The sequence below is a fragment of the Deltaproteobacteria bacterium genome, assembly GCA_019308925.1.
In the GTDB taxonomy this organism is placed as follows: domain Bacteria; phylum Desulfobacterota; class B13-G15; order B13-G15; family RBG-16-54-18; genus JAFDHG01.
On record JAFDHG010000066.1, the window covers coordinates 1 to 12,507 of the forward strand.

At 51.1% G+C, this 12,507-nt stretch carries 11 protein-coding genes and 1 riboswitch; of the genes, 9 read left to right on the plus strand and 2 right to left on the minus strand.

All coding sequences use genetic code 11. The annotated features are described in order from the left end of the window. The 5 genes from JRI46_10325 to rpoH form a co-directional block, all read left to right on the plus strand. Positions 1 to 329, plus strand: a 329-nt coding sequence (locus tag JRI46_10325) for a cupin domain-containing protein (protein MBW2039964.1), incomplete at its 5' end; no start/stop codon positions are given. Between the two features lie 105 nt (positions 330 to 434). Then, entirely contained in the window at positions 435 to 1,466 is a 1,032-nt protein-coding gene (locus JRI46_10330; protein ID MBW2039965.1) for a (Fe-S)-binding protein, read from the plus strand. Between the two features lies 1 nt (position 1,467). Continuing rightward, positions 1,468 to 2,862, plus strand: a complete 1,395-nt coding sequence (locus tag JRI46_10335; GenBank protein ID MBW2039966.1) for an FAD-binding oxidoreductase — start codon at positions 1,468 to 1,470, stop codon at positions 2,860 to 2,862. After that, positions 2,852 to 4,006, plus strand: coding sequence for a (Fe-S)-binding protein (locus tag JRI46_10340; GenBank protein MBW2039967.1), 1,155 nt, complete (start codon positions 2,852 to 2,854; stop codon positions 4,004 to 4,006). Before JRI46_10335 ends, JRI46_10340 begins: the two co-directional genes overlap by 11 nt. A gap of 309 nt (positions 4,007 to 4,315) precedes the next feature. Next, positions 4,316 to 5,173: an RNA polymerase sigma factor RpoH gene (rpoH, locus tag JRI46_10345; GenBank protein MBW2039968.1), complete on the plus strand. Its 858-nt coding sequence runs from the start codon at positions 4,316 to 4,318 to the stop codon at positions 5,171 to 5,173. 6 nt (positions 5,174 to 5,179) lie between these two features. On the opposite strand, the gene coaBC is transcribed toward rpoH, so the two are convergent. Next, positions 5,180 to 6,412 carry a bifunctional phosphopantothenoylcysteine decarboxylase/phosphopantothenate--cysteine ligase CoaBC gene (gene coaBC, locus JRI46_10350; GenBank protein ID MBW2039969.1) on the minus strand — a complete coding sequence of 411 codons (1,233 nt, stop codon included), beginning with the start codon at positions 6,410 to 6,412 and terminating at the stop codon, positions 5,180 to 5,182. 121 nt (positions 6,413 to 6,533) lie between these two features. Continuing rightward, positions 6,534 to 6,639, plus strand: a riboswitch (TPP riboswitch). 62 nt (positions 6,640 to 6,701) lie between these two features. Between coaBC and JRI46_10355 the strand changes: the two genes are divergently transcribed. The 4 genes from JRI46_10355 (at position 6,702) to bioD (ending at position 10,969) form a co-directional block, all read left to right on the plus strand. Continuing rightward, on the plus strand, positions 6,702 to 7,487 hold the full coding sequence (locus tag JRI46_10355) for a thiazole biosynthesis protein (GenBank protein ID MBW2039970.1): 786 nt from the start codon (positions 6,702 to 6,704) through the stop codon (positions 7,485 to 7,487). Continuing rightward, positions 7,484 to 8,848 carry a bifunctional hydroxymethylpyrimidine kinase/phosphomethylpyrimidine kinase gene (gene thiD, locus JRI46_10360; GenBank protein MBW2039971.1) on the plus strand — a complete coding sequence of 455 codons (1,365 nt, stop codon included), beginning with the start codon at positions 7,484 to 7,486 and terminating at the stop codon, positions 8,846 to 8,848. Before JRI46_10355 ends, thiD begins: the two co-directional genes overlap by 4 nt. 93 nt (positions 8,849 to 8,941) lie before the next feature. Further along, positions 8,942 to 10,237, plus strand: a complete 1,296-nt coding sequence (gene thiC / locus JRI46_10365) for a phosphomethylpyrimidine synthase ThiC (protein MBW2039972.1) — start codon at positions 8,942 to 8,944, stop codon at positions 10,235 to 10,237. A 6-nt stretch (positions 10,238 to 10,243) separates the two neighbouring features. After that, the gene (gene bioD, locus JRI46_10370) at positions 10,244 to 10,969 is read left to right on the plus strand and encodes a dethiobiotin synthase (protein MBW2039973.1); all 726 of its coding nucleotides are present in this window, start codon (positions 10,244 to 10,246) and stop codon (positions 10,967 to 10,969) included. 5 nt (positions 10,970 to 10,974) lie between these two features. Here bioD and JRI46_10375 read toward each other — a convergent pair whose 3' ends face one another. Further along, a complete protein-coding gene (locus tag JRI46_10375) occupies positions 10,975 to 12,165 on the minus strand; it encodes a pyridoxal phosphate-dependent aminotransferase (protein MBW2039974.1) in 1,191 nt (396 codons plus the stop codon). Positions 12,166 to 12,507 lie beyond the last annotated feature (342 nt).

The following is a 12,507-nucleotide window of genomic DNA, read 5'->3' on the forward strand; positions in this document are numbered from 1 at the left end:
ATAGTCCTGAGGTACTTAAGACCACCTACATCGCTCATGGTGGAGCAGTGGCCAGGATGGTTATGGACAGCAGCTTCCTACAAGGGGTGGAGTTCCTGGCCTATGCCTTCCTCCCGTCTGGGAACGTGATTGAGGAGCATATAGATCCGGTGGAGGAGATATATTTCATCCTCAAGGGCGCTGGAGTAATGAAGGTGGGTGAGGAAGAGAGAGAGGTCAAAGAAGGGGATGCAATTTGGATCCCTGCAGGGGCTACCCATTCCCTCAAGAACCACACGAAGGAAAAGACCGAAATACTGGTGATCGCTGCCTACCCGCGAAGAAGATAAGATGGATGGGTACCCTTTTAAAAGTGAGTCTGTAAAATTTCAGGTTTAAGATTGTTTGAGCATGGATAAGAAGAAGGGTGCCTGAACCAGCTACAAGGGGATAATATGTTTACGCTAAAATTTGATGAAAACCTTTGCAAAACCTGTCCAACCTGTGACTGTCTCGTTAAGTGTCAGTATCTGGATTTGGAGATAGATGAGGCAAGAAAGGAGATGATGAAGATAATTAAAGGAGGGGACTCTTTTGTTTTACAAGATTGTGTGACATGTTACGGATGTGAGGAATATTGCAAAAGAGGGAATCATCCCTTCTATTTAATTACCGAACGGAGAGAGGAAAAGGGTATCCTTACCGCACCGAGGGCCATTACTAAACAGTGGATCAATATAGGAGAACCTCGGGGAAAATATAAGCTGGGAGAGATTAAGGAAAAGATATTGTCCTTCGGTTTTATGCCTGAATTCTTGGAATTAGTTCAGGGGAGGCTCTTTGATGATGTTATGCCCTCGTATGTTTTTGGTCAAGAATTCTTCTGTAATGTTGTTTATATACATTTTGCCAATACCTCGATAATAAAGGAGAGGCTCCCCCTGGTGATCGATAATTTTAGGAAACTGGGTGTCCAAGAGGTTGTGTGTCTACATGACGAGTGTTATGGCTCATTCACCTCACTTGCACCAGCATATGGTATAGAAGTACCTTTTAAACCCATTCATTACTTTGAATATTTGTATAATAGATTGCAAGAATTAGGTGATGAGATAAGGCCTTTAAAAAGTAAAGTGGCCTACCAGAGGCCATGCTCATCTCGACTTTGCCCTGACACACATCATTTTGTAGGGGATATAATGGAATTGATAGGTGTTGATCTGGTCGAGAGAACATATCAAGGAGAAAATGCCCTGTGTTGCGGAAGTATATTTAGAATGATGTATGGTTATGAGCTCGCGAATGACGTACAGAAGAGGAATATAGATGACATGGTAGGGCATGGTGCAGAGTATTGTGTATTTAACTGCCCAGCATGTCTAAATGCCTTGGCCACTAAGGTCGCCAAAAGAGGGATAAAGCCAATCCACATCATTGACCTTTGCAGGATGGCCATAGGCGAAAAACCGGAAATGGAGGTAGTATGATATGAAGGATGTCACCCTTTCACTTGCTGAGGTAGTGGGGGAAAAATATGTCTCCAGTCAACCTGAAGAGGCCTATTTTTATGCACGAGACCCTGGTTTGATGCCTGCCCATAAACCAGACTATGTGGTTTTGCCGAAGACCGTAGAGGAGATACAAAGGATAGTGAGGCTTGCAAACAAGGAGAAAATACCGATCGTCCCGATGGGGGCAGGTATGTCTTTAAGCGGCCTGGTCATTCCCCTGAAAGGGGGAATAGTAATCGATATGAAAAGGATGAATAAGATCATTGAGGTCAACGAAAAGGCACGATATGTCATCGTTGAAGGAGGGACCTCACATGGTTTATTGAAGGCATACTTAGAAAAAAGGTATCCTAGATTACGACACAGTATCCCTGATTCTCCTGCAACAGCAACCATAGCGGCGAATGTGATGATACACGGTCAGGGAAGACTATCACAACAGTATGGCTTCAATTCCGACATGGTTGCTGGATTAGAAATTGTCTTACCGTCGGGTGATATCTGCAAGATTGGGTCTTGCTCTCTATCTCCGGAGTGGTTTTCAAAAGGGGCACCACTTCCAGATCTATCCGGATTATTTCTGGGATGGTTTGGTGCTACCGGTATCATTAGCAAAGTGGCGCTTAAGCTCTATCCCAAAAAGCGGATGAGAGATGTAGAAATATTTGTGACAGATAGAGAAGACCTTGTCCCAGATATTATCTATGAGCTTACCCATACAGAGATGGTAGAGGATATAAACATCTTCGCCCAGCCATTACCCATGATATTCAAAGATAACCACCACATAGTCATATGTGTAACCGGTGATACAGATGAGGAACTTGAGTTTAAGAAAAAGATGATTTTCGATGCACTCGATAGGTTCATAAAGAGCAAAGATGGTGGTTTTATGTCCGTTGCGCCGGCGATGAAGGAAACATTCCTGGAGATGCCCCAGAAGAGTGCCAGCACGTTTGCTGATGTAACAAAAGGTGGTGGATTTGAATATTCCGGGCCGATCATAGTGGTTGAGCGGTATCCGGAATGCGCCCGGAAATTGGAGGAGCTGGCCACGCGGTACGCTCTTAAGTACAATGTGACTGCCAGGGTCATTGGAAGGGGGCACTCTATGATGTTTGCGTTTTCCTTTACGTTCAATCGGGCAGATCGTGATATGATGGATAGAACTAAAGAGGCATTGCATGAGGCCAGCGAATATGCCCTGGCAAGTGGCGGAGTCTTTTGGAAACCAACAATAGATGAACAGAGAATGGCCATTGAGCGGATGGATCCCAATACACGTAATCTCATAAAGATGATAAAGAAAGACTTAGATCCCAATGGAATTATGAATCCTGGGAACTGGGAGGTCAATGTGGATGAAATATGAGGAGATTGTTCACAGGTGTTTTAGGTGTGGTTACTGTAAACTTACGGGTGATTATGCCGATTTTAACTGCCCATCGTACCGGAAATTTAGGTTCGAGACCTATGCCCCTGGAGGCAGGATGTGGTTGATAAGGGCATGGCTCAATGATGAGATACAAAACAGCGAGCGGTTTCAGGAAATCCTCTTCTCCTGCGCTACGTGTGCCAACTGCGTTGAACAGTGTGTATTTACCTTCAGTGATGATCTGGTCAATATCTTTATCGCAGCCAGGGAGGAGATGGTAAATAGAGGGGTGATACCGCCTGTTGTAAGAGATTACCTGAAAAACATTTATAGTAATGGTAATCCCTATAAGGAGCCAGCCGGTGAGAGGGGGAAATGGTCAGAAGGCACCCCTATTGAAGCCTATGATGGTCAGGAGTATCTCTTCTATGTTGGTTGTGTTGGTTCCTATGATGAGAGAGGGAAAAAGATTGCCAGGGCGGTGGGGAATCTTCTCACCAAGGCTGGAGTCTCTCTAGGGATCCTTGGCAGTAGAGAGGGTTGTGACGGAAATGAGGTAAGAGCCCTTGGTGAGGCAGGCCTGTTTCAGTTTCTGGCTGAACAGAATATCGCTTTATTTAAAGAGCTTGGGGTTAAAAAGATCATCACCTTAGATCCACATGCCTTTAATGCCTTTAAAAAGGATTATCCAGGCCTTGGGGGGGAATTTGAGATCTGTCATTATACTCAGATGCTGGCCTCATTGATTCAGTCTCAAAAGCTACCATTAACTGAATACAAGGCCAGGGTAACCTATCACGATCCCTGTTATTTAGGGAGACATAATGGGGAGTATGAGGCCCCACGAAAGGTCTTGGGCTCTATTCCTGGAGTTGAGCTGATCGAGATGGATCAAAGTAGGCAAAATGCCTTCTGCTGTGGAGGTGGAGGAGGGAATTTCTTTACTGATATCCTGGGTGGGGGTGAGGACAGCCCCAGTAGAGTTCGGGTAAGGCAAGCCCTTGATACTGGGGCCCAGGTCATAGCTGTTGCCTGTCCACAATGTGCCAAGATGCTGGATGATGCGATTAAGGCAGAGGAGCTGGAGGATACATTAGAGGTTTTGGATGTGGCAGAGATTGTTACCAGGGCCTTGTCATGATCTATTTTGGAGTTAGACAATTGTCCTAATAGATAAATCCCCATGTTTATCTAACCAAAGACAGAAGTCTTTGTCTCCTATGTAAGCCCCAAGACCTAGGACTTTAAAGAGAGGCCTTCAGGATTCAGGGGAATAGAATAAATAAAAAAAGATATTTTAAGTTTTATGCCAAATTAAAGAGATATTTGCTAAATTTTTCTTTTATTCATCTTAATTTAGTGTTTTTTAGGTTTGCCAAGGGTTTGTTTTCTTGTTATTTTATTAGCACTCGTTTAAAACGAGTGCTAATAATCTTGGGGGTTGATGACCATGAACAATAATCTGCCTGTCTTAAGTGATAACCTCAGCCATTATCTGGCTCAAATCAACCAATATCCCATTTTGAGTCCAGAGCAGGAGTTTGATCTGGCAATAAGGTATAAGGAGAAGAATGATATGGAGGCCGCCCACAAACTCATTACCTCCAATCTCAGGTTTGCTGTCAAGGTAGCCTTGGAGTACAGGGGCTACGGGATAAAACTCCTGGACCTGATTCAGGAGGGAAACGTGGGCCTGATGATGGCCTTAAAGAGGTTTAACCCCCATAAGGGTTACAGATTTATCTCCTATGCCATCTGGTGGATAAGGGCCTATATCCAGAACTTCATCATAAGATCCTGGAGCTTGGTAAAGATCGGGACCACCCAGATTCAAAAGAAGCTCTTCTATAAGATGGGGAAGATCAAGGGCCTTGCTGATGAGGAACATAAAGAAGAGAAACTCCTGGAGTTGGCCCAAAAGCTCAATGTGCGATGTTCAGACATTGAGGAGATGCAAGAACGGTTTGCCGGGCGGGATCTCTCCCTGGACGCCAAGCTGGAAGTTGATCAGGGGGTCACCTTTTTGGAACTTTTGCCCGATCTCTCCTCTGATCAAGAGGAGATCCTGGGTGACAGGGAAGAAGGTGAGGCCCTCAGAGAAAAAGTTGAGGATGTCCTGGGCAAACTGAACGAGAGAGAGAGGTTTATCATCCGCCATCGGATTATGGCCGAGGATCCCATGACCCTGCAGGAGCTGGGGGATAAATTCCGCCTCTCCCGGGAACGTGTGAGACAAATTGAGGTCGAGGCCCTGAAAAAATTGAAGAAGGAACTAGCAGGGGCTGAATTGACATGGGGGATGGCCTAATCCGTCTCACCAGTTGCGAGGCCAGGGTAGATCCTTTTGCTTTTTCTTAACCAATCTTACCACTTGATCCAAGACTATATTAGCCACCTCTTCCTTGCCCATGAGGGGGAGTTTTCTGGTCCTTCCGCGGGCATCTAGGATCTTGACGATATTTGTATCTACCCCAAAACCCGCCCCAGGTTGTGTTACGTCGTTGGCCACGATGAGGTCGAGGTTTTTCTCCCTCAACTTTGCCTCGGCATTTTCCATGAGCTCGCTGGTCTCGGCGGCGAAACCCACTAGGATATGGTCGCCCTTATTTTCTCCCATCTCTTTCAGGATGTCGGGATTTTTCTCCAACTCCAAGACATAGGTCCCGTTTTCCCTCTTTTTGATCTTCCCCTCCAGGGTATCTTTAGGGCGGAAATCGGCCACGGCCGCGGCCATGATTACGATATGGCAGTCTTTATACTGTTTTATCACGGCCTCACGCATCTCTGTAGCAGAGTGGACCACGATCTGCGGGATATCCCTTCGGGGCAGAGAGAGGTAGTTGGGCCCGGTGATCAAGGTCACCTCTGCCCCTCTCCTGCGGGCCATCTTCGCCAAGGCAAGCCCCATCTTACCCGTGGAGCGATTGGTGATATACCTGACCGGGTCGATCGGTTCTAACGTGGGGCCGGCCGTGACCAAGATGCGCTGGCCTTGGAGGTCCTTTTTGGTAAAGATATCATCAATCTTTTCGATGATCTCTGCGATATCGGTCAACCTTCCTCTACCCACACTCCCGCAGGCCAGGTCCCCCTCTGCCGGCCCTATAAACTGATACCCATGGGCCTTGAGCCTCTCCACGTTATTTTGCACAAAGCTGCTCTGCCACATGTTTACATTCATAGAAGGGGCGAAGAGTACAGGGACCTTCATGGCCATGACCATGGTGCTGAGGAGGTCATCAGCGATGCCATTGGCTATCTTCCCCAGGATGTTCGCCGTGGCTGGGGCGATCACCATGAGGTCGGCGATATCGGCAAGGGCCACATGTCCGATCTTAGAGCCCATAAGGAGGCGGAACATCTCATGCAGGACAGGGTTGCCCGAAAGGGTCTGGAAGGTGAGGGGGGAGACGAACTGTTGGGCATTTTGTGTCATCACCACATGGACGTTCGCCCCCCTTGTGATCATCTCACGGAGGAGTTCCACCGACTTGTAGGCGGCAATCCCTCCGGTAACACCCAGAATTATCTCTCTGTTTTTCAGCATTCTCATGCCTTTTAAGACGATTATTATAGCAAGGGGGGGTAAATGTCAAGGTTCGAAGGCGGTTTTTCATTGACATTCTTTCTTGGAAGGTTTATTATAAAATTAGAGATAAAAACTAAATAGTTATCGCCAGGGGGAGCTTGCAAGGGCTGAGAAATCCCGGAGACGGGATAACCCTTTGAACCTGTATGGGTAATTCCAGCGTAGGGAAGCGGCGGAGGTTTTAAAAACGGGCCGTATATTCCGAGATGGAATGTACGGCCTTTAATTTGAAAGGGGTGTTGGTATTATGGCTATAGACGAGGTTATCATTTCCCGGGCCATCATCGAGAGATTTTTGCAAAAGTTCAGCGCCTCATTAGAGGTTGACGTAGCAATTGTCGGAGGAGGCCCGGCAGGGCTGGTAGCGGCGTACTACCTGGCCAGGGATGGCTATAGGGTCTCCCTCTTTGAACGGAAACTGAGCATCGGAGGGGGGATGTGGGGCGGGGGGATGATGTTCAATGAGATAGTGGTGCAGGAGGAGGGCAAGAGGGTCTTGGATGAGTTCAATATCAGGACTGAGTGGTACGAAGATGGCTATTACACGGCCGATGCCGTGGAGTCCACCTCGACCATCTGCTCCAAGACTGCCCAGGTGGGCGCAAAGATATTTAATCTGATGAGTGTAGAGGATGTAATGGTGCGCCATGAGAGGGTGGTCGGTCTGGTCTTGAACTGGACGGCGGTTCAGATGGCCGGACTCCATGTGGACCCTTTAACCGTCAGAAGTAAGTACGTAATCGATGCCACAGGGCACGATACAGAGGTGGTCAAGGTCATTGAGCGCAAGGTAGACGCCGATCTCCTTACCCCCACGGGAGGTATCATGGGGGAGAAGTCCCTCTGGGCGGAGGTGGCGGAGAACAAGACCTTGGAGAACACAAAAGAGGTCTTTCCCGGGGTAGTTGTGGCGGGAATGTCCGCCAACGCCACCTTCGGTGCCTACAGGATGGGGCCTATCTTCGGGGGGATGCTGCTGTCCGGAAAGAAGGCCGCCGCCTTGATTGCCGAAAGGCTCGAGAAGGAGCGATGAAAAGGGTTTTGACCATCGCGGGCTCTGATACAGGGGGCGGTGCCGGGGTCCAAGCAGACCTGAAGACCATCGCCATCTTAGGAGGACATGGGATGAGCGTGATCACCGCCCTCACCGCCCAGGACAGCTTGGGAGTTCAATCAATATATCCGGTACCCCTCCCCTTTATCGAGGCGCAGATGGATGCCATCTTTTCCGATATGGGGGTCGACGGCGCAAAGACGGGGATGCTCTGGGATGCCGAGGTGGTGAAACTGGTGGCGGGAAAATTGGCCGAATATCGGATGGAGAGGCTGGTAGTTGACCCCATTATGGTGGCCAAGGATGGCAGCGCCCTCTTGAGTGAGGATGGACGGGAGGCGTTGAGGGAGGGATTGCTCCCCAGGGCCCTTTTGGTGACCCCCAACCTCCCCGAGGCCGCAGCGCTGGCAGGCATGGAGGTGAGGACAGTAAAGGGGATGAAGGAGGCTGCCCGCCGGATCCGCGGATTTGGTGTCGAGGCCGTCCTGGTGAAGGGAGGGCATCTGGAGGGAGACCCGGTGGACATCCTCTTTGATGGGTCAGGATTCACGGAATTCAGCTCGGAGAGGACGGCTGTGGCTGAAGCCCATGGGACGGGGTGTGTGCTTTCTGCGGCCATCGCCACGGAGTTGGCCAAAGGGGCCTCTCTACAGGAGGCCGTGCAGCGGGGTAGATCTTTGACCCTCATGAGTATCAAGGCGGCCTTTGCAGTCGGGAAAGGGAGGAGGTTCGCCAATCCGCATGCCTATCTTGCCAAGGAAGGGGAGAGGTACGAAGTGATCAGGGCCTTAAAGGAGGCCTTTGCCCGGTTGAAAGGTGAGGAGGGGATAGAAGAGCTCATCCCCGAGGTCTCTTCCAATCTCGGCTATGCCCTTCCCTTTGCCCAAGAAAAAGGGGACGTGGCTGCCTTTCCCGGTAGGATAATCCGGTTAAAAGGTACCATTGCGACGGCTAACGCCCCTGAATTTGGCACTTCCCAGCATATCGCCTCCGTCATCCTGACCGTCATGAGGCATGATTTCTCCTGCCGCTCAGCCATGAACATAAGGTTCTCCCCCCCTATTCTGCAGGCCTGTCAAGAAGGGGGGCTGCATATCCTCGGTTTCGACCGGGCGGAGGAGCCGCAGGAGGTCAGGCAGCAGGAGGGGCTTTCGCTGGCGTGGGGTGTGGGGAAGGTCTTGGCCGAGGCAGGGGAGGTGCCGGATGTGGTCTATGATGAGGGGGGGTGGGGGAAGGAGTCCATGATCAGGGTCCTGGGCAGAGACCCAGGGGAGGTAGCCCAGAGGGTCATTGAGATAAATAGGGTTTTGAAGGGGCGACGCCCCTCAAAACTCCCATGAAGATAGGAGGAAGTTCCTTGTTGGGGGTTTCAGGGGGCCTTGCCCCCTGACGCAAAGTAACAATAAAATAATTGGGAATTCCCAGGAGAAAATATGATAGAGACTCAGTTCGCTAAGGCAAGGAAAGGGGAGGTTACCCCTGAAATAGAGGAGGTGGCCCGTGAGGAGGGGATGGAACTTCAGGCGCTCATGGGGTGGGTGGCCGAAGGGAAGGTGGTCATCCCCGCCAACAGGGCCCACCGAGGGCTTCGACCCAAGGGGATTGGGGAGGGATTGACTGTCAAGGTAAACGCCAACATCGGGACATCCTCAGACCACGCCGATCCCGCAGAAGAGCTTCAGAAACTGGAGCTGGCAATGGAGGCCGGTGCCGACACCGTCATGGACCTGAGTACAGGGGGAGATATTGATTACATCCGGAGGCTCATCCTGGAGAGGTCACCCCTGCCGGTGGGAACGGTCCCCATCTACCAGGCCGCCATTGAGGTGGCAGAACGCAAGGGCGGGATTGTCTTTATGACCCCTGACGACATCTTCGACGTCATCGAGAGACATGCCAAGGACGGGGTGGATTTTATCACTGTCCACTGTGGGGTTACCCTGAACGCTTTGGAGAGGCTCAAGGCCCAGCGGAGGATAACGGATATCGTCAGCAGGGGAGGGGCCTTTCTTACCACGTGGATGATCTATAATGAGCAAGAAAACCCCCTTTATGAACACTTCGATCGTCTCTTGGAGATAGCCAAAAGGTATGATGTGACCCTGAGCCTCGGGGATGGGCTTCGGCCTGGCTGCCTCGCCGATGCCACTGACCGCCCCCAGATCCAAGAGCTCCTCTTGCTGGGGGAACTAACCGAGAGGGCCTGGGAGGCGGAGGTGCAGGTGATGATAGAGGGGCCTGGCCACGTCCCCCTGGATCAGATCGAGACCAATGTCGTTTTGGAGAAGAAGTTGTGCAAGGGTGCCCCCTTTTATGTCCTGGGGCCACTGGTGACCGACATCGCCCCTGGTTACGATCATATCGTGTGTGCCATTGGGGGGGCCCTGGCCGCCTATTATGGGGCGGACTTCCTCTGTTATGTGACCCCGGCCGAACATCTAAAGCTCCCATCACCTGAGGATGTCCGGGAGGGGGTGATCGCCACACGTATAGCAGCCCATGCCGCCGATGTTGCCCGTGGCCGCAAGGGGGCAATGGAAAGGGATGAGGAGATCTCCCGTGGTAGAAAGGCCCTCGATTGGGAGCGGCAGATCAGCTTGTCCATCGATCCTGAAAAGGCCAGGAGGTACCGGGAACAAAGCAGGCCCCAAATGGATGAAGTCTGCACGATGTGTGGCAAGTTCTGCGCCATTAAGATGGTGAGGGAGTTTTTCCGCAAGGGTGAGTGAGGGTCTATGAGGGAGGGGATTGTGGTCACAGGGACCGATACAGGGGTGGGAAAGACCATCATCGCCGCCGGCCTAGTGACCTCCCTGCAGGATCAAGGGATAGATGTGGGTGTGATGAAACCCCTGGAAAGCGGCGCCCCCTCCTTTGAGTCCGCCCTTATCCCCAGAGATGCCCTCTATCTGAAGGAGGTATCCGGTGTCAGGGACGACCTAGCCCTGATCAACCCCTATTGTTTTAAGGACCCGCTTGCCCCAGGGGTGGCTGCCCAGAGGGAGGGGGTGGAGATAGATCTGCACAGGATAGAGGGGCTCTACAGGGAACTGAAGGGCCGTCACGCATTCATGGTAATAGAGGGGGTGGGGGGACTGCTGGTCCCTGTCGCCAAGGGGACCCTTCTACCCCAGCTCATCAAGCTGTTGGATCTTCCCCTCCTCTTGGTGGCCAGGTCCTCCTTGGGGACTATCAACCATAGCCTCTTGTCCCTCTTTTACTGTGCCCAGGAAGGCCTCGATGTGGTAGGCCTGATCATGAACAAGGCAACCCCGGATATGGACCCTTCTGAGGCCAGCAACCCCCAGGTCATCTCCCAATTCACCGAGGTCCCCCTTCTGGGGTCCTTTCCCTACCTGAAGGACTATGCAGGTGTGAAGGGGAACAGGGATTTCCTCGCCCAGATATTCACCCAGCATATAGATGTGGGAGGTCTCCTAAATCGGTTGGGCCTTGCCTGAATGCCTTAGCGAAGCCCGTATTTTTTCGCCGCTTCTGCAAAACCCGGCAGGGCCTGCTCGATGACCTTTATATCCACGCAGTAGGAGATGCGGAAATAGCCCTTCTTCCCAAAACCCCTTCCTGGGACGGTCAGGATGTGGAAGCTCTGTTGGAGGTCTTTCACAAAGGTCAGATCGTCCTTGATGGGGGATTGGGGAAACATGTAGAAGGCCCCTTGGGGTTTCACCACGGAATAGCCGCATTCAACGAGGGCCTGATAGAGGAGGTCCCTTTTCCTCTGATATTCTTTGGGGCCTACATGGTTCTCGCCGGCCAGGGGTACCAACCTCTGTATGAGGGCAGGGGCGTTGATATACCCCAGGGTCCTGTTGAGGAAGATCAAGGCCCCCATTACCTCTTCTACCCCCGGGAAGAGCGGGTTGATTGCCACATACCCTATCCTCTCCCCAGGTACACCGAGGGACTTGGAGTATGAAGTCACCGAGATGGAGGGTTCATAGATCTCAAAGATAGCGGGGAAGGGGAGGTCATCATAGATGATGGTCTTATAGGCCTCATCTGCAATGAGATAGATGGGAGTTTGTCTCCCCCTGCTTTTGGCCCTCAGCAGGTCGGCCAATTCACGCAATAGATCCGCGGAATAGACGACCCCGGTGGGGTTGTTGGGGGAGTTGATGATGACGACCTTGGTCCTCTCCGTGATGGCCCCCTCGATGGCCTCCAGGTCGAGGGAGAAGTCCTTCGTGGTATTCACCAGGCGCATGACCCCACCATGGTTGTCGATGTAAAACTGGAATTCGACAAAGTAGGGGGAGGGGACGATCACCTCATCCCCCTGGTTCAGGAGGGCCTTGAGGGCGATGTTCATCCCGCCGCCGGCCCCGATGGTCATCACTATATGGTCCTCAGTGAAGGAAAGCCCTGTCTCTTCGGAGAGCTGCTGCGCTACAAACCTCCTGGTCTCTGGGTAGCCGCTGTTGGGCATGTACCTATGCATCCCGGGGATGGGGTGCAGGGCGAGCTCCTTTAAGGCCTCCTTAAATCCTGGAGGGGGCTCTTCCACAGGATTTCCCAACGTGAAATCGAAGATGTTCTCCTCACCATATTTCACCTTGAGCTGGGATGCTGTTTCGAACATCTTCCTTACCCAAGAGGATTCCTCCATGATCAGCTTCACCTTTTCAGAAATGGCCATACTGTGCTCCTTTCTTTGCCAAGAAAATCAAAAAGGCCATGGGATCTGGCTCCCATGGCCTTATTTATCCAGAGACAAAAAAGCCATGGGGACCATCTGGCTCACCCATGGCTCCCTTCACTATGCAGATGGGCTCAGGGGCATGGATGAGCCCTGGTAAAAACAAAAAAGAAGAAAAAGAAATTATTGAACTTCATCCCTCACCTTTCTTAAGGTCTTTTTATATCTTTTATCACACCTTTCTGAAAAGTCAAGGAAAAAATTGCTGTGGCATTGGTTGACACCTGCATTTTTTAAATTTATAAGTTGTTTTGTGACGATTTTAGTTTCCAGAGACGACAA

Excerpts from the sequence above, each read along its gene's own strand:
- JRI46_10330 (MBW2039965.1), top strand. The coding sequence starts at position 435 with ATGTTTACGCTAAAATTTGATGAAAACCTTTGCAAAACCTGTCCAACC.
- JRI46_10335 (MBW2039966.1), top strand. The coding sequence starts at position 1,468 with ATGAAGGATGTCACCCTTTCACTTGCTGAGGTAGTGGGGGAAAAATAT.
- JRI46_10340 (MBW2039967.1), top strand. The coding sequence starts at position 2,852 with ATGAAATATGAGGAGATTGTTCACAGGTGTTTTAGGTGTGGTTACTGT.
- rpoH (MBW2039968.1), top strand. The coding sequence starts at position 4,316 with ATGAACAATAATCTGCCTGTCTTAAGTGATAACCTCAGCCATTATCTG.
- coaBC (MBW2039969.1), bottom strand. The coding sequence starts at position 6,412 with ATGCTGAAAAACAGAGAGATAATTCTGGGTGTTACCGGAGGGATTGCC.
- JRI46_10355 (MBW2039970.1), top strand. The coding sequence starts at position 6,702 with ATGGCTATAGACGAGGTTATCATTTCCCGGGCCATCATCGAGAGATTT.
- thiD (MBW2039971.1), top strand. The coding sequence starts at position 7,484 with ATGAAAAGGGTTTTGACCATCGCGGGCTCTGATACAGGGGGCGGTGCC.
- thiC (MBW2039972.1), top strand. The coding sequence starts at position 8,942 with ATGATAGAGACTCAGTTCGCTAAGGCAAGGAAAGGGGAGGTTACCCCT.
- bioD (MBW2039973.1), top strand. The coding sequence starts at position 10,244 with ATGAGGGAGGGGATTGTGGTCACAGGGACCGATACAGGGGTGGGAAAG.
- JRI46_10375 (MBW2039974.1), bottom strand. The coding sequence starts at position 12,165 with ATGGCCATTTCTGAAAAGGTGAAGCTGATCATGGAGGAATCCTCTTGG.